General features: G+C 58.9%; 23 protein-coding genes and 1 tRNA gene. 15 read left to right on the top strand and 9 right to left on the bottom strand.

The window, feature by feature from the left end:
- The first annotated feature begins 74 nt into the window (after window positions 1–74).
- Window positions 75–170: a cytochrome bd-I oxidase subunit CydX gene (gene cydX / locus JHD64_RS22225; protein WP_113023936.1), complete on the top strand. Its 96-nt coding sequence runs from the start codon at window positions 75–77 to the stop codon at window positions 168–170.
- 220 nt (window positions 171–390) lie between these two features.
- On the opposite strand, the gene JHD64_RS13570 is transcribed toward cydX, so the two are convergent.
- The 5 genes from JHD64_RS13570 to rsmI all read right to left on the bottom strand — a co-directional run bounded on the left by JHD64_RS13570 (window position 391) and on the right by rsmI (window position 4938).
- Window positions 391–1071 carry a M24 family metallopeptidase gene (locus JHD64_RS13570; protein ID WP_199053544.1) on the bottom strand — a complete coding sequence of 227 codons (681 nt, stop codon included), beginning with the start codon at window positions 1069–1071 and terminating at the stop codon, window positions 391–393.
- 422 nt (window positions 1072–1493) lie between these two features.
- Entirely contained in the window at window positions 1494–1925 is a 432-nt protein-coding gene (locus JHD64_RS13575; protein ID WP_199053545.1) for an energy transducer TonB, read from the bottom strand.
- A 435-nt stretch (window positions 1926–2360) separates the two neighbouring features.
- Window positions 2361–3062, bottom strand: a complete 702-nt coding sequence (locus JHD64_RS13580) for a tetratricopeptide repeat protein (RefSeq protein ID WP_199053546.1) — start codon at window positions 3060–3062, stop codon at window positions 2361–2363.
- 843 nt (window positions 3063–3905) lie between these two features.
- Window positions 3906–3990: transfer RNA gene (locus JHD64_RS13585), tRNA-Leu, on the bottom strand.
- 45 nt (window positions 3991–4035) lie between these two features.
- Window positions 4036–4938: a 16S rRNA (cytidine(1402)-2'-O)-methyltransferase gene (gene rsmI, locus JHD64_RS13590; RefSeq protein ID WP_110313473.1), complete on the bottom strand. Its 903-nt coding sequence runs from the start codon at window positions 4936–4938 to the stop codon at window positions 4036–4038.
- 27 nt (window positions 4939–4965) lie between these two features.
- Between rsmI and JHD64_RS13595 the strand changes: the two genes are divergently transcribed.
- From JHD64_RS13595 to JHD64_RS13610, 4 genes are read left to right on the top strand one after another with little or no spacing between them, the layout of a single operon-like run.
- A complete protein-coding gene (locus JHD64_RS13595) occupies window positions 4966–6054 on the top strand; it encodes a penicillin-binding protein activator (RefSeq protein ID WP_233170496.1) in 1089 nt (362 codons plus the stop codon).
- Between the two features lie 5 nt (window positions 6055–6059).
- Window positions 6060–6395: a YraN family protein gene (locus JHD64_RS13600; RefSeq protein ID WP_103523593.1), complete on the top strand. Its 336-nt coding sequence runs from the start codon at window positions 6060–6062 to the stop codon at window positions 6393–6395.
- Between the two features lie 31 nt (window positions 6396–6426).
- The gene (locus JHD64_RS13605; RefSeq protein ID WP_059285308.1) at window positions 6427–7017 is read left to right on the top strand and encodes a phosphoheptose isomerase; all 591 of its coding nucleotides are present in this window, start codon (window positions 6427–6429) and stop codon (window positions 7015–7017) included.
- Window positions 7018–7605: a BON domain-containing protein gene (locus JHD64_RS13610; protein WP_059285307.1), complete on the top strand. Its 588-nt coding sequence runs from the start codon at window positions 7018–7020 to the stop codon at window positions 7603–7605.
- A 63-nt stretch (window positions 7606–7668) separates the two neighbouring features.
- Here JHD64_RS13610 and JHD64_RS13615 read toward each other — a convergent pair whose 3' ends face one another.
- The 4 genes from JHD64_RS13615 to JHD64_RS13630 all read right to left on the bottom strand — a co-directional run bounded on the left by JHD64_RS13615 (window position 7669) and on the right by JHD64_RS13630 (window position 11579).
- On the bottom strand, window positions 7669–8877 hold the full coding sequence (locus JHD64_RS13615; protein ID WP_059285306.1) for an EAL domain-containing protein: 1209 nt from the start codon (window positions 8875–8877) through the stop codon (window positions 7669–7671).
- A gap of 147 nt (window positions 8878–9024) precedes the next feature.
- Window positions 9025–9960, bottom strand: a complete 936-nt coding sequence (locus JHD64_RS13620) for a Tim44 domain-containing protein (RefSeq protein WP_199053548.1) — start codon at window positions 9958–9960, stop codon at window positions 9025–9027.
- 50 nt (window positions 9961–10010) lie between these two features.
- Window positions 10011–10712, bottom strand: a complete 702-nt coding sequence (gene tsaA / locus JHD64_RS13625) for a tRNA (N6-threonylcarbamoyladenosine(37)-N6)-methyltransferase TrmO (protein ID WP_199053549.1) — start codon at window positions 10710–10712, stop codon at window positions 10011–10013.
- A 117-nt stretch (window positions 10713–10829) separates the two neighbouring features.
- Entirely contained in the window at window positions 10830–11579 is a 750-nt protein-coding gene (locus JHD64_RS13630) for a GNAT family N-acetyltransferase (protein ID WP_059285304.1), read from the bottom strand.
- A gap of 336 nt (window positions 11580–11915) precedes the next feature.
- Between JHD64_RS13630 and mnmG the strand changes: the two genes are divergently transcribed.
- The 10 genes from mnmG to atpA all read left to right on the top strand — a co-directional run bounded on the left by mnmG (window position 11916) and on the right by atpA (window position 20378).
- Window positions 11916–13808 (top strand): tRNA uridine-5-carboxymethylaminomethyl(34) synthesis enzyme MnmG, encoded by a 1893-nt coding sequence (gene mnmG / locus JHD64_RS13635; protein WP_199053565.1) that lies wholly within the window; start codon window positions 11916–11918, stop codon window positions 13806–13808.
- 16 nt (window positions 13809–13824) lie between these two features.
- Window positions 13825–14451 (top strand): 16S rRNA (guanine(527)-N(7))-methyltransferase RsmG, encoded by a 627-nt coding sequence (rsmG, locus tag JHD64_RS13640; protein WP_059285303.1) that lies wholly within the window; start codon window positions 13825–13827, stop codon window positions 14449–14451.
- Complete coding sequence (locus JHD64_RS13645; protein WP_059285302.1) at window positions 14448–15239, top strand: ParA family protein; 792 nt, start codon at window positions 14448–14450, stop codon at window positions 15237–15239. The genes rsmG and JHD64_RS13645 overlap by 4 nt, the downstream gene beginning before the upstream one ends.
- A 4-nt stretch (window positions 15240–15243) precedes the next feature.
- A complete protein-coding gene (locus tag JHD64_RS13650; protein WP_199053550.1) occupies window positions 15244–16101 on the top strand; it encodes a ParB/RepB/Spo0J family partition protein in 858 nt (285 codons plus the stop codon).
- Between the two features lie 92 nt (window positions 16102–16193).
- On the top strand, window positions 16194–16553 hold the full coding sequence (locus JHD64_RS13655; protein WP_059285300.1) for an ATP synthase subunit I: 360 nt from the start codon (window positions 16194–16196) through the stop codon (window positions 16551–16553).
- A 14-nt stretch (window positions 16554–16567) separates the two neighbouring features.
- Complete coding sequence (gene atpB / locus JHD64_RS13660) at window positions 16568–17386, top strand: F0F1 ATP synthase subunit A (RefSeq protein ID WP_059285299.1); 819 nt, start codon at window positions 16568–16570, stop codon at window positions 17384–17386.
- Between the two features lie 89 nt (window positions 17387–17475).
- A complete protein-coding gene (gene atpE / locus JHD64_RS13665) occupies window positions 17476–17757 on the top strand; it encodes a F0F1 ATP synthase subunit C (RefSeq protein WP_045847701.1) in 282 nt (93 codons plus the stop codon).
- 53 nt (window positions 17758–17810) lie between these two features.
- Entirely contained in the window at window positions 17811–18281 is a 471-nt protein-coding gene (locus JHD64_RS13670; protein WP_059285298.1) for a F0F1 ATP synthase subunit B, read from the top strand.
- Between the two features lie 7 nt (window positions 18282–18288).
- The gene (locus tag JHD64_RS13675) at window positions 18289–18825 is read left to right on the top strand and encodes a F0F1 ATP synthase subunit delta (RefSeq protein ID WP_059285297.1); all 537 of its coding nucleotides are present in this window, start codon (window positions 18289–18291) and stop codon (window positions 18823–18825) included.
- An 8-nt stretch (window positions 18826–18833) separates the two neighbouring features.
- The gene (gene atpA / locus JHD64_RS13680) at window positions 18834–20378 is read left to right on the top strand and encodes a F0F1 ATP synthase subunit alpha (protein ID WP_059285296.1); all 1545 of its coding nucleotides are present in this window, start codon (window positions 18834–18836) and stop codon (window positions 20376–20378) included.
- The last annotated feature ends 5 nt before the right edge of the window (window positions 20379–20383 follow it).

Genomic DNA, 20383 nt, shown 5'->3' on the forward strand with positions numbered 1-20383 from the left:
ATGCGCGGCAAGGTAACCGAGCAGCACATCCGTGCCAACAGCAAGAGTGTTTACTGAAGCGAAAGGACAAAATCATGTGGTATTTCGCCTGGATGTTGGGGCTGCCCTTGGCCGTGGCCATGGGGGTCATCAATGCGGTGATCGAGGAAAGCCTGCATCACGATGATTGAAACCCGCAGCCAGCGCCGGCGCGCCCTGGCTGGCGGTGCGGTGGGCTGTCGCCCGCCGTGCTGAGTGATCAGTGAACAGGGCAGGCAGCCTGCCCAAACGCCGCCAGGCGCAAACCTGGCTACCGGCGGCATACCGGATCAGCAACGGTATGCCGCTTTTTGCAGCTGGCCCGCAGCCAGCTGCCACAGCAAAGCCGCCGCTGATCGCCCGCCAGCGGCCTCAGTGCGCCGTATCACGCAGCAGCAGGTCTTCATAAAACGCCCCATACGGCAGCGTGGGGTGGCGGATCTGGATTTCCAGAATCCACACCCCGGTATTCGGGCAGGCGGCAAAATCCCCCAGCGAACCGGCCTGGTAAATGGCATGCGGAAAATCGCAAACCCGGTGCCCCTTGATATCCAGATTCAGCTTCCAGCCCATGGCCGCAGCCTGCTCGGCCGCATAGTCGTATAGCGCGCTGCCGGCGCAGCCATCCCGCTGCCACTTGTCACTGACCCGCTGCCACAGCGTACGCGCCGCCGCCGCGCAGGCATGCATGTCGCCATCCTGCCCCACCACAAAGGTCGCGCCGGCATCGCCCTCGTGGCCATCCCACACCACCCCCAGGTCGATAAAGAAAATATCGTGCTCACCCAGCACATTGTCGGGGTCCATTTTCTGCTTGAAGGTTTTTAGCGTCGAATGGCCAAAGCGGATGATGATGCCGTGCCAGATCCGCTCCATTCCCATGCGCGCCAGCGTCGCCCGCGCCAGGTCCTTGGCCTGCTGCTCGTCCATGCCGGGCCGGATCTGCGCCGCAATCAGCTGCACCGCCTCGAAGGTCTTGTCACGTGCATGGCGCATTTTGGCCAGGGAAAAACGGGAACCGACAGCTTCCTGCTGGGCCAGGGCATCCGACATGGCAATCCTTCCAAGGGTGGTGGCTGAAAAATGAATTCATCATATCCATGATGCCGCTAAACGCAAGAGTCATGAAACAAAACCGATGCGGCAACACACGCTGATGATAGCGCCAGGCAGAGCGCACCCGATCGGGCAAGACGGGCAAGTGCCGGGGGGAGGGCAGGACTCCTCCTCCGGTGTGCATGAAAAGCAATCCAGGCAACGATTCAGGATGGGGGACTGCAAGCGCTGTGCATGCTGACGCATGGCGTGAGGTGATGGAGAGACAAAGCTAACAGAAGGGATGGAGATTACAGACTTTTTAACCAGTCTAGTTTTATTTTTCGACCAGAGGCAGTTTTCAGACCAGCAAATGAAACAGTCAGTTCTTGATGTAAATAATTCAAGAGAAAATATTTGGTGAGGTCAGTATTGATTTATTATGATTTGAAATGAATGATTATCTCGGAGTAGTTTTTAAAATTCTCACCATCGGGTAGCTGAGGAAATGTTCGTACAGAAAATATAGCTTTTAGCACGGACTGGTCATAGTCCTGATTGCCGCTAGAGTGAAGAAGAGTCACTGAGCTAACCTCAAGATTCGGGAGAAGTTTGACTCGAGCAATGGCCATATATTTGATGTTTTCTCCTGTTGGAATAATCACTAGGGGGCGAATTTTTGCAATAACTTTAGCAATCCAGATACTGGGCAGAGTATGACTGGAGCTAGATAGTGTCATGAGGGGTGTGGTGGATTTATCTGACGGTGATGGCGAGGTGTTTGATAATTCAGAAATAGAGTGCGATGAGCTGGCACAGCCGACAATACTCATCAGCACCGTTGCAATAAATAATGATTTTGTTTTTCTCATAAATCATGCTGTTCTATTTGTTGTTTCATGATCTGATTTTCATCATGTAATGATAAATTCAGTCATTGTCACCATCGTTGATGTGCAAAGCCATGGAAGTATATGACTCGATAATTGCTTTGTCGATTTCGGGGTCTCTATCGAATGATGGCTGGGAAGTATTGCCTAGTAAGGATTCTATGCTGTGTGGTAATCGTTTTTGTCAACAAATATACTAACACGGTTGTGAGCTTGATCTACATTTGTACAGCCCTGAATTTGCCTAAGGAAAATGGCGGCTTACGATCCATAGCGGATATTCGGAGCATATCTGCCAATAAACCTATACCGATCAAGGCCGCCATTTGAATTGGGTAGATTGATTTTTTAGTGGTTTTCCCAGATTATCGCCAAATGGCTACAACTGCTTGGGTGATTGATTTCCTTAATGCCAAATTAATTGACATCCAGAGGGAGAGCCGAACCTAGTTTCAATGATGCTGAAATTTTTTCTGCCTTCTGTAATTGCTCTGGTGTAAGTCTTGCCCCCACAATTCCTTTGTATCCGGCACTTACAGTATCGTTTGGAGATGCAACGCTAAAAACCACATATGCCATGGTCAAATTTTGTGGGACGCCGGGGGCTCCATTGGCGTAAATAACCCCTAAATTATAAACGGAGCGAGCGTACCCCCCCTCAATTGCTTTCCTATAGAGAAGTACAGCATGAGGATAATCGCGCACAACGCCAAGGCCTCCAGCGTACATGATTGCCAAGTTGTGGGATGCAGTTGGATTACCTTGATCAGCAGCTTTCTGCAGCCATTTGATTGCTTGCCCGTAATCTTTTTCGACCCCGACACCTGAGGCGTAAGCAGTGCCTAGATTAAGTTGTGCTTTGGCAAAGCCCTGTGATGCGGCCTTTTGATAGTAAGAAATTGCTAGCGATGGGTCTTTTTTCACTCCCAGCCCAGATTCATATATTTGTCCCATTGCGTGTTGAGCTGACGCATCGCCATTATCTGCAGCAGGCGATAGTTCCTTAATTGCAACCGCATAGTCTTTTGACTTAAGTGCAGCCAAACCTGCTTCCAGTTCTGCATGAGCTTGCATACTGAGTGCGAAAAATATAGCTATACCACCAAAAAATCGAAACATTCTTTTTCCTTCGGATCGCGTTACTGAATAGAAATAGCATTTGCACAGAAGTTACGACCATCATTTGGCCACTGAGTATTAAGCGCACTGAAGCGATGAATTTGCCTTTCAGTCCACCAAGCTGCCAGCCAAGGCGAGTGTCCTTCTCCTCGCCAGCATCTCTTCCAACCAGGCACACACATCAAAAAAACCGCCCCAAACCGTGGATCACTTTTTCCGGCCTGTCGCGATTTCGTGGATTGCCCTTTCTGCCATTTTCACTGTTTTATTTTTCTATCTCTTTGTTTTTTATAAAGAAAGAAGAAAGAACAGGAAAAGGCCGAAAGAGCGATTTGGGCAAACCGTGGATTGTGAGCCGGAACCGTGTAATTCCGAGGGCAAACCGTGGGCATGGTTTTCTCAAGAATCAAGCACTTGGCGATGGTCACACCCCAAATCCACGGGTCATTTCACCTACTCCCGATTCTGAGTAGTCAAAATATCCCCTCCAAGCCCACAGTTTTTCACAAGCAGCGTGCTTATGTCATATTTAAGATCAAAAGCAGGCAACAATTTGCTGATTTTTGGCATAAATCGGACAGCTCCAGCTGGTGGCTTGATGCAGGGTGCTTGTATAAGGCATCGACTTTTGCGCCGATAGGAGAAAGCGGAGCAGCCCGCTTGGCCTGCATGTGGCAGGTGTGTACAGATTCAGCTTCTGGCCGTGGGCCTATACACCAAATCTATGCACAAAAAAGCTGAATGGTATTGGACGATGCCGGACTGATCTGGACAACAAAAAACCCGCAGAGCTTTGTGCTGTGCGGGTTTCTGGACTTTCTGGAACTGCTCTGTACGTTGCGATGGTGCCCGGGGTCGGACTCGAACCGACACACCTTGCGGCGGGGGATTTTGAATCCCCTGCGTCTACCGATTTCGCCACCCGGGCATCGCAAGAGGAGGCAAGTCTATCTGATCCGCCTGCCCTTGTAAATCACTCTGCGGCGTCCTTTTTCAATTTCAGCGCATGGTCATACAGTTGCTTGCGGTTGGCCCCGCTGATCTGGGCGGCCAGGGTGGAGGCCTGTTTCATCGGTAGCTCGGCGCTGAGGATGTTCATGATGCGGATGGCTTCTTCCGGCAGGGCTTCGTCGCTGTCGGGCTGCGGGGCGGCGTCGATGATCAGCACGATTTCGCCGCGCTGCTGGTTGCTGTCGGCCTTGACCCATTCCAGCAGTTCGCCGGCGGGCAGGCTGTGGAAGGTTTCAAAGGTTTTGGTCAGCTCGCGTGCCAGCATCAGCCGGCGTTCCGGCCCCAGTTCGGCCACGATGTCCTGCAGGGTGTCGACGATGCGGTGCGGGGCTTCGTAGCACACCACCAGGTGGTCGGCACTGAGCCATTGCTGCAGGGTGCGGCGGCGTTCACCGCTTTTGGGGGGCAAAAAGCCGTGAAACAGAAAGGCATTGCTGGTAAAGCCGCTGGCGGACAGGGCGGTGATGACGGCGGACACGCCGGGAATGGGGCGTACCGGGTGGCCGGCGGCGCGCACGGCTTCCACCAGCCGGGCGCCGGGGTCGGATACGGCGGGGGTGCCGGCATCGGATACCTGCACCACGATCTGGCCTTCCGCCAGCCAGCGGATGACTTGTTCGGCCATGCTGCGTTCGTTGTGTTCGCGCAGGCTGACCAGTTTGTTGGCGTGAATGCCGTATGCTGTCAGCAGGCTGCCGGTGACGCGGGTGTCTTCGGCGCACACCACATCGGCCACGCCAAAGGCAGTCAGCGCACGCGCGGTAACATCTCCCAGGTTTCCAATGGGGGTGGCCACCACATATAATGTGCCGCGACAGAAACTTTCCCGTGCAGATTCAAGCAAGTGAGCGAACGAAGTATGCAAAGACTGGCTCCGCTGTTGGTTGGCGTCATGATGACATGGTTGACGGCTGCGCAGGCGCAGGCACCGGACTATATCATCCAACTCAATGCCGCGCCGCTCAATAGCGCGGCTGGTGCGGCGGTTCGGGCGCAGACTGCGCCGGCTTCGGCGCCGGCCATGGCGCCGCAGGCCAAGCCCCTGCCCGCACCGGGCAAGATGGCGTCGCGGGTGAAGATCGGCCTGTTGCTGCCTACCGAGTCGCGCCTGCTGGGCGAGGCGGCGGCGGTGGTGCGCAGCGGGGTGGAGGCGGCGCATGATGTCGATCCGCAGGCCGAGGTGGTGGTGATTGATGCCGATGAGCACAATGCCGCCCAGCGTTACCGCGAGGCGGTGGCGGGCGGGGTGAATGTGGTGATCGGCCCGCTGTCGCGCAGCGGCATTGCCGCGGTGGCGCCCTATGTCAGCGTGCCCACGCTGGCGCTGAACTCGGTGGGGCGCGATGTGCCCACCAGCCCCAAGCTGTTTACCCTGGCCTTGAATGTGGAAGTGGAAGCGCGGCAGATTGCCCGGCTGATGCGGGAAGATGGCCGCGCCAATCCCTTGATCATTACCGATGGCGAGGTGCTGTCCAGCCGGCTGAAGCAGGCTTTTGCCGACGAGTGGCGCAGCCAGGCAGGCAAGGATGCACTGCAGATGGAGGACAACGGCCACAATCTGTCCGAACTCGCCACGGCGGCAGCAGGCGCGGATGCGGTGTTTCTGGCGGTGGAGCCGGCCGAGGCGGCCCGGCTGAAGCCTGCCTTGCTGCCAGAGCTGGCGGTGTATGCCACCTCGCAGATCAGCACCCGCACCCCGGACCGGCAACTGGCCGGTATCCGTTTTATCGACATGCCGTGGTTCCTGATGCCGCAGCATCCGGCGGTGAAGCGTTATGCGCGGCCGGCCAGCGCGCTGACCCTGCAAACCGAGCGGCTGTATGCGCTGGGGATTGATGCCTATCGCCTGGCCTTGCAACTGGCGAACAGCCGTAATCCGGCCAGCATCAAGCTGGATGGCGTGACCGGTGATTTGAAACTGGGGCGCGACCGCGTGTTCGACCGCCAGTTGCCGGTGTCGCTGATTGGCGAGGGCGAGTAAACCCCATGAATGAGCAGGGCAGGCTGGCGGAAGAGCGGGCCTTGTCCTTCCTGTTGCGACAGGGGCTGCAACTGGTGGAGCGCAATTGGCTGTGCCGGGGTGGCGAAATCGATCTGATCATGCGTGATGGCCGCAGCTGGGTGTTCGTCGAGGTGCGCCATCGTGCCAGCGCCCGCTTTGGCGGTGCCGCTTACAGCATTACCGCAAACAAACAAAGGAAACTCATGCACGCGGCGGCAGTCTACCTGTCCGATAGGGGAGTAGACGCACCTTGTCGTTTTGATGCTGTGCTGAGTGAAGGCGAGCAGCCGCTACAGTGGCTGAAAAACATTTTTGCATAGCAGCCCCCGGTTGGCTGCTACGAGGAAAAGCATGGACCTGATTGAACGCGTCAACGGACATTTTCTGGAAAGCATCGCCGCCAAGCAGGAGGCCATGGAGTTGCTGTCGCCGGCGGTGGCCCTGGCGGCCGAGCGCATGGTCAGCTGCCTGATGAACGAGGGCAAGATCCTGGCCTGCGGCAATGGCGGCTCGGCAGCGGATGCCCAGCATTTTGCCGCCGAGATGCTGGGACGCTTTGAAAAAGAGCGCCCCGGTCTGGCGGCCATTTCACTGGCAACCGATACCTCGGCGCTCACCGCCATTGGTAACGACTACGATTTCGACATGATTTTTTCCAAGCAGGTACGGGCGCTGGGGCATACCAACGACCTCTTGCTGGCCATTTCCACCTCGGGCAATTCTGCCAATGTGATCGAAGCCATCTATGCCGCCCACGAACGCGGCATGGGCGTGATTGCCCTGACCGGCAAGGACGGCGGCAAGATCAGTGAAATCCTGTCGCCGGAGGACATTCAGCTGAATGTGCCGGTATTGCGTACCGCGCGCATCCAGGAGGTGCATATCCTGCTGGTGCATGCGCTGTGCGATGCGATTGACTACATGCTGTTGGGAGGCGAGTAAATGAAACACACAGTCCTGACCCTGTTGCTGGCTGCCGGCCTGTCCAGCGCCTTGTCCGGTTGCTTTGCCCTGGCGGCTGGCGGCGTGGCCGGTGGTGCGCTGGTGGCTACCGACCGTCGTTCCAGCGGTGCCTATGTGGATGACCAGAGCATCGAAGTGAAGGTATCGCACCAGATTGGCGACAAGCTGCCGTCGGCCCATGTCAATGCCACCAGCTACAACCGTGCCGTGCTGCTGACCGGTGAAGTGCCGTCGGCAGAAGCTGGCCAGCAGGCCGAGCTGATTGCCCGTGGCATGCCCAATGTCCGCCGGGTGTACAACTACACGGTGGTGGCACCGTCGTCCGGCTTGTCCGAGCGTAGCAACGATACCTGGATCACCAGCAAGGTGCGTACCCGCATGCTGGATGGCAAGGGCTACTCGCCCAATCAGATCAAGGTGGTGACCGAGCGTGGCGTGGTCTACCTGCTGGGGCTGGTGACGCCGGCCGAAGGCCAGGCTGCGGCGCAGGTGGTGAGCGAAACGGCAGGGGTGCAGAAGGTGGTCACCCTGTTTGAAAACATCTCCGAGGTCAGCCCGGCGCAGTAAGCCGGCGCCCGGAAACGAAAAAGGACCGCGTGCGGTCCTTTTTCATTGCTGCTGTTGCCGTTTTCAGCCGTGGCTGCTGTGTACACGCGGGGCCAGTACGTCGGCACACAGCACATGCATGGCTTCGTCGATTTCAATGGCCATCGACAGCGTCACGCAGGAGCGGGTGTCGGTCATCGACAGATAAGGCTCGCTCATGTACAGCACGCCGGGCTGGTCGATGGCGTGCTGGAAATAGGCGCGGCGCGACCACACGGCGCCGGTGGTGTCGGCCAGCGGGGCAAATTTCAGGTTGCTGGCCACGGTGTTGTGGCGGCTGTTGAGGTTGCGGCCGATCTGGCGGCCCTCGCTGTCCAGCAAAAAGCAGCGGATTACATCCGGCATGGCCAGCATCGGGGTGGCCGCCTGATCAAACGGGGTGCCCTGCATCAGTGAAATGGCCGATTGCACAAAGGCCTGCCGTGCCAGTTCGATCTGGCGCCGGGTGATCTTGCGCTTGAGCAGGTCGCGCACCATCAGCTCGTCCCAGCGCGAATCCAGCCGCTTGGTGATGATGTCGTCCGCATCGGGTGTCAGGCTGGGCCGTGCCACATAATAGCCCTGTACCAGATCGCAGCCGGACTCCAGCGCCACCAGTACGTCGTTTTCGGTTTCGATGCCTTCTTCCACCACCAGTGCACCAATTTCATGCATCAGCCGCACCAGTCTGGACAGTAGATTGCGGGTGCGCGGCTGGCTGACCGCGCTGCGCAGCAAGTCCTTGTCGAATTTCACCAGGTCGGGCTCCAGCTGGCAGACCCGGTCCAGGTTGGAATGGCCGACGCCAAAGTCGTCGATGGCGATCAGGAAACCGGCTTTTTTCAGCAGGTTGACGCCTTCGATCAGCGCCTCATCCACTTCCAGCACATGTTCCAGCACTTCCAGTACCACATTGCCCGGCTGCAGGCCGGCTTCGCGGATGGAATTGGCCAGCGCCATGGCGCGCTCCGGGCGCGACAGCGAGGCGGCATCGACATTGAGAAACAACCAGTGCGGATGGGCTTGTTCCAGCTGGGAAAAATGCTGGACATGGGCCTGGCTGACCGCCAGGTCAAGCCCGTGACGCCGTTCTGGCGACACCATGGCGTAAAAGGCCTCGGCCGGGGAGAGTGGCAGCTGGTTCTGCTCGGCGCGCAACAGGGCTTCCACACCCACCGTGCGGCGATGCGCCAGGCTGTAGATGGGCTGAAAATGGCTGCCAAGGGTCAGACCGGCATGCTCGAAACGTTTCATTACAGTACATTCCTTCCTGGAGTGGGGCTCTTGCTGGCCCGTAAGCCAATCTCTCTAGCAATTGGCATTCCAGTGTAGAGCATGGGCCGATAATAAAAAACGGGCCCGACTGGGCCCGTTGAGATAAATCAGCACAAAAAGAAGAAATTACTCCTGCTGAATGCCTGCCACCAGCCATTTGCCGCCGGTGCTGCCATCCTTGATGTAGTGCCAGTATTCGCTGAACGGCACCGCCGGGGCATTGACCGATTCGCTCACCGTGCCGGAGAAGCGCACGGTGGCAATGTAACGGCCAGCCTCTTCCACGGCTTCCGCCAGCTGGCAGTCCAGCTGCGGGAAGTCGGCCACATCGCTATTGCCGGCGATGTCGTTGCGCAGGCCTTCGAACAGGTCCGGCGTCATGTACTTGCGTACTTCTTCCAGGCTGTCCGGCGAGTTAAGGCTTTGCAAATGCAGGAAGGTGGCCTTGGCCTGACGCAGGAAGTTCGGCGTTTCGGTGCCATCCGGCAGGCGGGCGGGTACACCGCCAGCCATGGCCGGTGCAGCGGCTCCGTAAGACGCTGGCTGACCCAGGCCGGAGCCGATCTTGGGAATCGGATCGAAGCGGGCGGCATCCTGGCTGCTGCTATTGAATACCGGGGCGTTGCCGGCCGGCATCGGGGTGTTCATCGGTGCCGGGCTGGCGGCGTTCTTGCGGCGGAACCACATCAGGCCGCCAATGCCCAGCAGGCCGAGCAAGGCCAGGGTGCCCCAGGGAATGCCGGAGCCGCTGGCGGCTTCCGACGCATTGCCAGAGGCATGGTTGCTGTTCATGGCCGAACCCAGCATGTAGCCGGCGGCGGCACCAGCGGCACCAGCGGCAATGGCTGTGCCAATGCCCGGACCTTTCTTGGGCTGTGCTTGCGGAGCAGCTTGCGGTGCCGGTGCCGGCATCGGGGTGGGCTGCTGGTAGCTCTTGGTCGGGGCCGAGCGGCGCATGCCGGCGCTCTTGCCTCCGCCCAGGCGTGCGGCTTCCGCGAACGGTGCCGCCAGGACAGAAACCAGGGTGAAGGCGAGCATGATCGTCTTCGCGCGAGGTGTCATGATTATATTCTCCAGAGTAAAGGGCCCCGGTGTGACTGGGGCATGTGACTTTAGTTCGGGGCAAGCCGCTGTATTTCAAGCACGCGGGCATGGTTATCCGCCACGCTGAAGCGGATGTTGTAGTCATACAGCTGCACGCCATAGATGCGCTGCGGGTCGTCCTGATAGGCCGGTCGCGGGTCTTGTGCCAGCACCTGTTCGATCAGGGCGGCCAGGGCGGGCGGCGGGGAGGGGAGGGCGGCCAGCTGTTGCAGCGCGGCGGGACTCCACTCTACCTGCAGGCAGACCGGCGGGCCGTCGACAAAGCCGCCACGGGCTTCCGGCCGGGCTTCCACAAAAGGAATGTAGGGCTTGATGTCCAGCACCGGCGTGCCATCCAGCAGGTCGGCGCCGGCCAGTTGCAGGCGTACGCCGTCGTGAAAGTCGATGCCGCGCAGTTCCACCAGCGACAGGCCCAGCGGATTGGGGCGATGGGTGGAGCGGCTGGCAAACACGCCCACCTTGGCATTGCCGCCCAGGCGTGGTGGCCGCACCAGTGCTTGCCAGCCGCGGCGGGCGGTCTGGTGGAACACGAAGCTGATCCAGACATGGGAGAAGGCTTCCAGTCCGCGCACGGTGTCCGGGTGATTGAATGGCGGCAGCAATTCCACACTGACCTCGGCGGCCGGGGCCAGCGAAGGTTGGCGCGGGATGCCGAATTTTTCCTTGTAGGGGGAGTGGACGATGCCGACTGCTGCAAACGGGTAGCTCATGTGGCGGATTGTAGCAGCCAGCTGCCGGGCTGGCGGTGGCTTGAATGCAGAACAGCCCGGACGAACGGGGGGTTTCGTCCGGGCTGATGACACAGCTAGGCTGCGGCAGGCTGGGAATCAGCCTACGAAGTGACGGTTGTAGCGGCCGGTGAGGCGGCTCATCGGCAACAGCATGAAGAAGTCGGCGCAGTTGAAATCAGGGTCCCAGGCCGGTTCGCCGCAGATGAAGGCGCCGGCGCGCAGGTAGCCCTTGATCAGCGGCGGCATCGGCGAAGAGGCGGCATCGTCCTGAATGCGGTCCAGCGGCAGCGGCAGGTGCGGGAACACGCGCCATTCTGCCGGGGACAGGTGGCTGGCTTCCAGCTGGCGATACAGGCTGACAGCCTGATGGCCACCATCGGCCAGGCTGACGCTGGCGCAACCAGCCAGATATTCACCGCCCTTTTTCTGCACATAATCAGCCAGACCGGACCACAGCAGGGCAATGACGCCACCACTGCGGAAGTCCTTGTGGACGCAGGAACGGCCCACTTCGATCAGGCCGTCGCGCAGGTTGTCCAGGCGGGTCAGGTCGAATTCGTGTTCGGAATACAGCGAGGGGGCGCGGCGGGCCATATCCGGCGGTAGCATGCGATAAGTGCCGACCACCAGGCCGCTGTTGGCGTCTTCCACGATCAGGTGATCGCACAGTGCATCGTATTCGTCGCAGTCGATGCCCAGCTCATGCGAGGACAGTTCGGCACCCATTTCGCCGGCAAATACATCGAAGCGCAGTTTCTGGGCGCGGCGGATATCTTCAGCGGTTTCGGCGACACGTACTCCCAGTTTCAGCTGGCGGCGGGCGGAAACGCTTTCGTTCAATTGCATGACTTACTCCCCTCGGAACATGCGATGCATGCTAGTTTTGTCAGCAAGGAATGTCGCTCGGACTTTCGTCCAGTCGGCCCGGCATTGCGGGCAACTCCTTCATTTGGCAGCAGCTTTTTGGCCTGCTGTCCGTCCAAAACATGCTAATCATCCTGTTTGACGAAGACATTTCCATCACATGACTTGTGGATGACCTGCGTTTTAACGTCGGGTTACAACAGGGGCGAAGTAAATCAATGACTTACATGGTTATCGGTTTTGCCGTAGAATAGGCCGTTTTTCCTGCACGCATCACCCATGCGTCGTTCGCATGCACGGGGTTCCGAGTACAGCCAGATGATTTATCCCACACAATTTGACGTGATCGTGGTCGGCGGCGGTCACGCCGGCACCGAGGCCGCACTGGCCGCAGCCCGCATGGGGCGCGCCACGCTACTGCTTACCCACAATATCGAGACCCTGGGTCAGATGTCGTGCAATCCGTCGATTGGTGGCATCGGCAAGGGTCACCTGGTGAAAGAGGTGGATGCACTGGGTGGCGCCATGGCGCTGGCCACCGACATCGGCGGCATCCAGTTCCGCACCCTCAATGCCTCGAAAGGTCCGGCGGTACGCGCCACGCGTGCGCAGGCCGACCGCATCCTCTACAAGGCGGCCATTCGCGAGATGCTGGAAAACCAGCCCAATCTCACGCTATTCCAGCAGCCGGTGGACGACCTGCTGATTGAAGGCGATCACGTGGCCGGTGCCATCACGGCCATTGGCATCACTTTCCGCGCCCGCACCGTGGTGCTGACCGCCGGCACCTTCTTGTCCGGCAAGATTCATGTCGGCCTGGAAAACTACACCGGCGGCCGCGCCGGTGATCAGGCGGCCTCCACCCTGGGCGCACGCCTGCGTGAGCTGGCCTTGCCGGTGGGGCGGCTGAAAACCGGCACGCCGCCGCGCATCGATGGCCGCAGTATTGATTTTTCGGTGATGGAAGAGCAGCCAGGCGATACTCCGGAACCGGTGTTCTCCTATCGTGGCCAGCGCAGCATGCATCCCAAGCAGCTGCCGTGCTGGATTACCCACACCAATCAGCAAACCCATGACATCATCCGCTCCGGCTTCGCGCGCAGCCCGATGTTTACCGGAGTGATTGAAGGGGTGGGCCCGCGTTACTGCCCGTCCATCGAGGACAAGATCAACCGCTTTGCCGACAAGGACAGCCATCAGGTCTTCCTGGAGCCGGAAGGTCTGACCACGCACGAGTTCTACCCCAACGGGATTTCCACCAGCCTGCCGTTTGATATCCAGCTGGCAGCGGTGCGCTCGATTCGCGGCATGGAAAATGCCCACATCCTGCGCCCCGGCTATGCCATCGAATACGATTACTTCGACCCGCGCGGGCTCAAGTCCACGCTGGAAACCAAGGCCATCAAGGGCCTGTTCTTTGCCGGCCAGATCAACGGCACCACCGGTTACGAAGAAGCCGCAGCGCAAGGGCTGCTGGCCGGCCTGAATGCCGGTCTGTATTCGCGTGATGAAGAGGGCTGGTGTCCGCGTCGCGACGAGGGCTATCTGGGCGTGCTGGTGGACGATCTCATCACCAAGGGCGTCTCCGAGCCTTACCGCATGTTTACCAGCCGTGCCGAATTCCGCCTGCAGCTGCGCGAGGACAATGCCGACTTGCGCCTGACCGAAATGGGCCGCAAGCTGGGCCTGGTGGGCGATGCACAATGGGAAGCCTTCTGCCGCAAGCGTGACGCGGTGGAAGCCGAAACCGCCCGCCTGAAGACCACCTGGCTGCACCCGGCCAAGCTGCAGGATGCCGCGGCGCTGGAAGCCCTGCTGGGCAAGGGCATCGAGCGCGAATACAACCTGTTCGACCTGCTCAAGCGCCCCAATGTCGCCTACCGTGAGCTGATGACCCTGCCGGAAGCGGCCGGTGGCGTGGCCGACGAGGTGGTTGCCGAGCAAGTGGAAATTCAGGTCAAATATCAAGGCTATATCAATCGTCAGAACGAAGAACTGGCGCGCCGTGACAATCTGGAAGACATCCGCCTGCCGGCTGACATCGACTTCGCACTGGTCAAGGGCCTGTCCAAGGAAGTGCAACAAAAACTGAATCAGCAGCGCCCGGAAACCCTGGGCCAGGCTTCGCGCATCCAGGGCATTACCCCGGCGGCCGTAGCGCTGCTGATGGTGCATCTGAAACGCGGTTTTACCGACGCCAAAATTGAATAATTGCCAAGCCAAGCGCATGACACATACTGCAGAACTGAAAAACGGGCTGGATCAACTGGCCCTGGGGTTGAATGAACAACAGCTGGCCTTGCTGGACGGCTACCTGACGCTGCTGGCCAAATGGAACCACACTTATAACCTGACCGCCGTGCGCGAGGAGCAGCGCATGGTCAGCTACCATTTGCTGGACAGCCTGTCGCTGGTGCCGCACCTGAATGGTGGCAGCCGTCTGCTGGACGTCGGCTCGGGCGGCGGCATGCCCGGCATTCCGGCGGCCATTGCCCGGCCGGATCTGCAGGTTGTCCTGCTGGACTCCAATCACAAGAAAACCACCTTTCTGCGCCAGGCGGTCATCGAGCTGGGCCTGCCCAATGTCGAGGTCGTCACCAGTCGGGTGGAAGCCTATCAGCCGGAACAGAAGTTCGACCGCATCACCAGTCGCGCCTTTGCCGAGCTGGCCGAGTTTGTCCGCCTGACGCCGCATCTGCTGGCCGAAGGCGGGCAGTATCTGGCGATGAAGGGTGTTTATCCCTACGAAGAAATCTCGCTGCTGCCGGAAACGGTGGCCGTCGCCGAAGTACTGCCGGTGTCGGTGCCCGGTCTGGACGCCGAACGCCATCTGGTGAGAATGGTGGCTAAATGAATGCACGGGTGATCGCGGTCGCCAACCAGAAAGGTGGGGTCGGCAAGACCACCACCGTGGTCAATCTGGCTGCAGGTCTGGCCGAGCTGGGGCGGCGGGTGCTGATAGTGGATCTCGACCCGCAGGGCAATGCCACCATGGGCAGTGGCATCGCCAAGCAGGCGCTGGAGCAGTCGGTCTATCACGTGCTGCTGGGCGATGCCTCGGTGGAAGAGGTGCGCCAGCCCGCCAAGCAGGGTGGCTATCACGTGCTGCCGGCCAATCGCGACCTGGGCGGGGCCGAGCTGGAACTGGTCAACGAACTGGCCCGCGAAGCCCGTCTGAAAAACGCACTCAGTCTGGTCGACGACCAGTACGACTATGTGTTGATCGACTGCCCGCCCTCGCTCAATCTGCTGACGCTCAACGGCCTGGTGGCCGCCAACAGCGTGCTGATACCCATGGTGTGTGAATACTATGCGCTGGAAGGGCTGTCCGATCTGGTCACCACCTTGCGCAAGGTACGCACGGCGGTGAATCCGCGCATTGAAATCATGGGCCTGCTGCGCACCATGTTCGATGCACGTAGTAATCTTTCACAGCAGGTGTCCGAGCAGCTGGCCAGCCACTTTGGCAGCAAGGTGTTCGAAACCGTCATTCCGCGCAATGTACGGCTGGCCGAGGCGCCCAGCCATGGTCTGCCCGGCCTGGTGTACGACCGCAACGCCCGCGGTGCCCAGGCCTATCTCGCGCTGGCGCAGGAACTGACTGCCCGCCTCGAACCCGCAACCGCAACTCCATCTGTCTGACAACATGGCCAAACTCAAAGGACTCGGGCGCGGTCTTGACGCGCTCCTCGCCACCAGCGCCGCGGTAGACGACCGTCTTACCACGCTTTCCATCGACCTGATCCGTCCCGGCAAATACCAGCCACGCAGCCACATGAACGAAGTGGCGCTGGACGAGCTGGCGGCGTCGATCCGCGCACAGGGCATCATCCAGCCGGTGGTAGTGCGTGAAGTGGGCCTCGGTGAGTACGAACTGATCGCCGGTGAACGCCGCTGGCGCGCTGCGCGCAAGGCGGGGCTTGCCGAAGTGCCGGCGGTGGTGAAAACCGTGGCCGATGAAGCCGCCCTGGCCATGGCGCTGATCGAGAACATCCAGCGCCAGGAGCTGGATCCCATCGAAGAGGCGCAAGGTCTCAAGCGGCTGATCAGCGAATTCGGCCTGACCCACGAAACCGCCGCCGATGCCGTGGGCCGTTCACGCAGCGCCGTGTCCAATCTGCTGCGCCTGCTGGCGTTGCCGGAGCCGGTGCAGCACATGCTGCATCAGGGACAGCTGGAAATGGGCCATGCCCGTGCCTTGCTGGCCTTGCCGGTGGTGCAGCAGCTGGAGCTGGCGCACGCGGCCGTGGACAAGGGCTGGTCGGTACGCGAAGTAGAGCGCCGGGTACAACAATTGTCTGACCAAAAAACCACAGTCGCCGCAGTGGAAAAACGGCAGGACCCGGACATTGCCCGGCTGGAGCAGGAAGTGTCGGAGCGCATTGGCGCCAAGGTCAGCATTCGTCATGGCGCCCGCGGGCAGGGCCGCTTGCAGGTGGAATATGCCAGTCTGGATGATCTGGAACGGCTGCTGGAAAAACTTCAAGTAAAATCAAGCAAATGATTATATGTTGCACTGCAATGGTGCGGGCGATGTTCAGTTTGACGCAAATCAAGCCCTCAGCCTATAATCGAGCGATTTTTTAAGTGTTGGACATGCAAAATCCGGAAGTCGGGCGCGTGCTGCGCCTGCAGGCAAAACTGCTTGTAGTGGCCGTACTACTTGGTGCCGTATTGAGTGGTGGCACCACGGTGGTTCCGGTGTCGGTTCTGCTGGGGGGATTGTCGGCGCTGATTCCAGCCGCGGTCTATGCCAGAATCGCCTACGCCAAGCGTCATGTCCCACCTGCGGTGCTGATGAAGGCGCACTTCAAGGCAGAGGCAGTCAAATTCATCCTGACTGTCTTAATGTTTGGTGCATCTTTGGTGTTTTTCAAGGATTTATCGGTAGTGGGTTTGCTGGCAGGCTTTTTCGCCACGGTGTCCGGCTACTGGTTAGGGCTTCTAATCAAATAATTGAGAAAAGAGCGATGGCAAGCAACGCAATTGAGTACATTAATCACCACCTTACCTTCTGGAATTCCGATCCGTCCCCGGCTCGCGGCTTCTGGAGCCTGCACGTAGACACTTTCTCCGTCTCCCTGTTCCTGGCGTTTGTGTTTGCCGGTGTATTTGCCATGGTGGCCCGTCGTGCCAGCCTGGAAAATCCGGGCAAGCTGCAGTTGTTCGTGGAATCCATCATCGAACTGGTGGACACCCAGGTTAAGGAAATCTTCCATGCCAAGAGCAAGGTCATCGCCCCGCTGGCACTGACCATCTTCTGCTGGATTTTCCTGATGAACGCAATGGACATGCTGCCGGTTGACCTGCTGCCGAACATTGCGCAGTGGATCGGCCACACCTTCTTCGGTCTGGAAGCGCATCACGTTTACTTCCGTTCGGTGCCGTCCGCCGACGTGAATGCCACCTTCGCCATGTCGCTGTCCGTATTCCTGTGCATCATCGGCTTCTCCATCAAGGCCAAGGGCCTGGGCGGCTGGGGCAAGGAACTGCTGACCGCACCGTTCCACACCCACAATCCGATTGGCGCCATCATCCTGGCCCCGCTGAACTTCATCTTCCAGCTGGTCGAACTGGCCGCCAAGCCGATCTCTCTCTCGCTTCGTTTGTTCGGCAACCTGTATGCCGGCGAACTGATCTTCATCCTGATCGCACTGCTGCCCTGGGGCGCACAGTGGATCCTGGGTGCACCGTGGGCCATCTTCCACATCCTGATCATCACCCTGCAGGCCTTCGTGTTCATGATGCTGACCATCGTGTACCTGAGCCTGGCCGTGGAAGCGCACTAAAGAGTTCGTGGTATTTGTTTTCGTTTGAGCTTTACCTTTGTTTTAGTTTTTTTACCAACCATCCTTGCATAAGTCTTAGGAGATAAATAATGGAAGCACTCGTTTCTCAGATTCAGTCGATGACCGCTATCGCAGCTGCTCTGATCATTGGCCTTGGCGCTCTCGGCACTGCTATCGGCTTCGCCATTCTGGGTGGCAAATTCCTCGAGGCCTCCGCCCGTCAACCGGAAATGATCCCGGTTCTGCAAACCAAGCTGTTCATCATCGCCGGTCTGCTGGATGCGATCTCCATGATCGGTGTGGGTGTTGCCATGCTGTACACCTTCAGCAACCCGTTCCTGTCCGCTGCCAAAGCAGCTCTGGGTGGCTAATTTTTAGTCAGTAAACGGTTGGTGTAGAAGTCATTCTCTGGAGGAAAACAAGCGTGGAATTTAACGTAACACTACTGGGCCAGGCGATCACGTTCGCCATCCTGGTATGGTTCACCATGAAGTTTGTTTGGCCTCCGCTTACCAATATGATGGAAGAGCGTGCCAAGCGTATTGCAGACGGCCTGGCCGCTGCAGAACGTGGCAAGCAAGATCTGGAAGCCGCTGAAAAGCGCGTTGCGGACGAAGTTCGCAAGGCCAAGCAGCAAGCAATGGAAATCATTGCTTCTGCCGAGAAGCGTGCAACCCAGATTGTGGACGAAGCCAAGGAAAATGCCAGCACCGAAGGTGCCCGCATTGTGGCTGACGCCAAAGGTCAGATCGATCAGGAAGTGATGCGTGCCAAGGAAGCCCTGCGTGAGCATGTGGCCCAGCTGGCCGTAGTCGGCGCAGAGAAGATCCTGCGCAAAGAGATCGATGCAGCCAAGCACGCCGACCTGCTTTCCTCCATCAAAGCGGAGTTTTAATTAACTCATGGCAGAACTCATTACCGTCGCAAGGCCCTACGCCGAAGCGGTATACAGCCTCGCCACCGAAACGCGTACGCTGGACCAGTGGTCCGATGCGCTTGCGTGGCTGGCTGCCATGGTGAACAACCCGGATATGGTCGAAGTTGTCACCAATCCGAAACATACCGCAAAAGAGGTTGAGGCGCTGATGCTGGATGTCCTCGGCGAGCGTGCCAATGAAAGCGTGAAAAACTTTCTGGTCGCCCTGATCGAGAACCACCGCCTGATGCTGCTGCCGCATATCGCCAGTCAGTTTGAGCTGTTCAAGGCCGAAGCGGAAAACATCGTTGATGCGCAAGTTGAAACGGCGTTCCCGCTGACCGAAGAACAGAAAGCCGAACTCACCAGCACGCTTTCCAAGCACTACGGCAAAACCGTACGTCTTGATGTGCGTGACAATGCCGATCTGATCGGTGGTGTGCGCGTGCTGGTTGGTGACGATGTCATCGACAGTTCCGTGCGCGGCAAGCTGCAAGCGATGGCGGCAAGCCTCAAGAATTAGGAGAGATCATGCAGTTGAACCCCTCTGAAATCAGCGATCTGATCAAGGCCAAGATTCAGAACCTGGCTGAAGGCGCTGAAGTCCGTACCAAGGGTACGGTCATTTCCGTGACCGACGGTATCGTTCGTGTCCACGGTCTGGCAGACGTGATGCAGGGCGAAATGCTCGAGTTCCCGGGCAACACCTACGGCCTCGCCATGAACCTGGAGCGCGACTTTGTCGGCGCCGTGGTACTGGGTGAGTACGAACACATTTCCGAAGGCGACGAAGTCAAGTGTACCGGTCGCATTCTGGAAGTGCCGGTAGGTCCGGAACTGGTGGGCCGTGTTGTCAATGCCCTGGGCCAGCCGATCGACGGCAAGGGTCCGATCAACGCCAAGCTGTCCAGCCCGATCGAAAAGATCGCGCCGGGCGTGATTGCGCGTCAATCGGTATCCCAGCCGATGCAGACCGGCCTGAAGGCGATTGACTCCATGGTTCCGGTTGGCCGTGGTCAGCGTGAGCTGATCATTGGTGACCGCCAGACCGGCAAGACCGCCGTTGCCCTGGACGCCATCATCAATCAAAAAGGCACTGGTGTTGTTTGTATCTACGTTGCCGTAGGTCAAAAAGCCTCCTCCATTGCCAACGTGGTACGCAAGCTGGAAGAGCACGGTGCACTGGGTCACACCATCATCGTTGCCGCTACCGCTTCCGAAGCCGCTGCGCTGCAATTCATTGCACCGTACTCCGGCTGCTCCATGGGCGAATACTTCCGCGACCGCGGCGAAGATGCACTGATCGTATACGATGACTTGTCCAAGCAAGCCGTTGCCTACCGTCAGATCTCCCTGCTGCTGCGTCGTCCGCCGGGCCGTGAAGCCTACCCTGGCGATGTGTTCTACCTCCACTCCCGTCTGCTGGAACGCGCTTCCCGCATCAACGAGGACGAAGTAGAAAAACTGACCAATGGCGAAGTGAAGGGCAAGACCGGTTCGCTGACCGCACTGCCTATCATCGAAACCCAGGCCGGTGACGTTTCCGCCTTCGTTCCGACCAACGTGATTTCCATCACTGACGGCCAGATCTTCCTGGAATCCGACCTCTTCAACGCAGGTATCCGTCCGGCCATCAACGCCGGTATCTCGGTATCGCGCGTGGGTGGTGCGGCTCAGACCAAGGTCATCAAAAAGCTGGGTGGTGGTATTCGTCTGGCCCTGGCCCAGTATCGTGAACTGGCTGCGTTCTCGCAGTTCGCTTCCGACCTGGACGAAGCAACCCGCAAGCAGCTGCAACACGGTGAAGTGGTTACCGAACTGATGAAGCAGAAGCAGTTCGTGCCGCTGGCCACCGCCGAAATGGCGCTGACCCTGTGGGCTGTGAACAAGGGTAGCTACGAAGACGTTCCGGTGAAGAAGGCCCTGGCATTCGAAGCTGAGTTCCTCGCTTACGTGCGTGCGAACCACAGCGACCTGCTGGCCGCCGTTAACGCTTCGGGCGATCTGTCCGGCGACAACGAGAAGGTACTGGCCAAGGCGATGGAATCGTTCAAGGCTGGCTACAGCTTCAACTGAGCCTT

The sequence above is a fragment of the Aquitalea sp. ASV15 genome, assembly GCF_016429115.1.
GTDB classification, from domain to species: domain Bacteria; phylum Pseudomonadota; class Gammaproteobacteria; order Burkholderiales; family Chromobacteriaceae; genus Aquitalea; species Aquitalea magnusonii.

Bases quoted from the DNA above. Each gene is read 5' to 3' on its own strand.
- JHD64_RS13575 (WP_199053545.1), bottom strand. From the start codon at position 1,925: ATGAGAAAAACAAAATCATTATTTATTGCAACGGTGCTGATGAGTATT.
- JHD64_RS13655 (WP_059285300.1), top strand. From the start codon at position 16,194: ATGCAAAATCCGGAAGTCGGGCGCGTGCTGCGCCTGCAGGCAAAACTG.
- JHD64_RS13630 (WP_059285304.1), bottom strand. From the start codon at position 11,579: ATGCAATTGAACGAAAGCGTTTCCGCCCGCCGCCAGCTGAAACTGGGA.
- cydX (WP_113023936.1), top strand. From the start codon at position 75: ATGTGGTATTTCGCCTGGATGTTGGGGCTGCCCTTGGCCGTGGCCATG.
- JHD64_RS13580 (WP_199053546.1), bottom strand. From the start codon at position 3,062: ATGTTTCGATTTTTTGGTGGTATAGCTATATTTTTCGCACTCAGTATG.
- rsmG (WP_059285303.1), top strand. From the start codon at position 13,825: ATGACACATACTGCAGAACTGAAAAACGGGCTGGATCAACTGGCCCTG.
- JHD64_RS13620 (WP_199053548.1), bottom strand. From the start codon at position 9,960: ATGACACCTCGCGCGAAGACGATCATGCTCGCCTTCACCCTGGTTTCT.
- JHD64_RS13675 (WP_059285297.1), top strand. From the start codon at position 18,289: ATGGCAGAACTCATTACCGTCGCAAGGCCCTACGCCGAAGCGGTATAC.
- JHD64_RS13610 (WP_059285307.1), top strand. From the start codon at position 7,018: ATGAAACACACAGTCCTGACCCTGTTGCTGGCTGCCGGCCTGTCCAGC.
- JHD64_RS13570 (WP_199053544.1), bottom strand. From the start codon at position 1,071: ATGTCGGATGCCCTGGCCCAGCAGGAAGCTGTCGGTTCCCGTTTTTCC.
- JHD64_RS13600 (WP_103523593.1), top strand. From the start codon at position 6,060: ATGAATGAGCAGGGCAGGCTGGCGGAAGAGCGGGCCTTGTCCTTCCTG.
- JHD64_RS13615 (WP_059285306.1), bottom strand. From the start codon at position 8,877: ATGAAACGTTTCGAGCATGCCGGTCTGACCCTTGGCAGCCATTTTCAG.
- atpB (WP_059285299.1), top strand. From the start codon at position 16,568: ATGGCAAGCAACGCAATTGAGTACATTAATCACCACCTTACCTTCTGG.
- JHD64_RS13595 (WP_233170496.1), top strand. From the start codon at position 4,966: ATGATGACATGGTTGACGGCTGCGCAGGCGCAGGCACCGGACTATATC.
- JHD64_RS13645 (WP_059285302.1), top strand. From the start codon at position 14,448: ATGAATGCACGGGTGATCGCGGTCGCCAACCAGAAAGGTGGGGTCGGC.
- tsaA (WP_199053549.1), bottom strand. From the start codon at position 10,712: ATGAGCTACCCGTTTGCAGCAGTCGGCATCGTCCACTCCCCCTACAAG.
- JHD64_RS13605 (WP_059285308.1), top strand. From the start codon at position 6,427: ATGGACCTGATTGAACGCGTCAACGGACATTTTCTGGAAAGCATCGCC.
- JHD64_RS13650 (WP_199053550.1), top strand. From the start codon at position 15,244: ATGGCCAAACTCAAAGGACTCGGGCGCGGTCTTGACGCGCTCCTCGCC.
- atpE (WP_045847701.1), top strand. From the start codon at position 17,476: ATGGAAGCACTCGTTTCTCAGATTCAGTCGATGACCGCTATCGCAGCT.
- atpA (WP_059285296.1), top strand. From the start codon at position 18,834: ATGCAGTTGAACCCCTCTGAAATCAGCGATCTGATCAAGGCCAAGATT.
- mnmG (WP_199053565.1), top strand. From the start codon at position 11,916: ATGATTTATCCCACACAATTTGACGTGATCGTGGTCGGCGGCGGTCAC.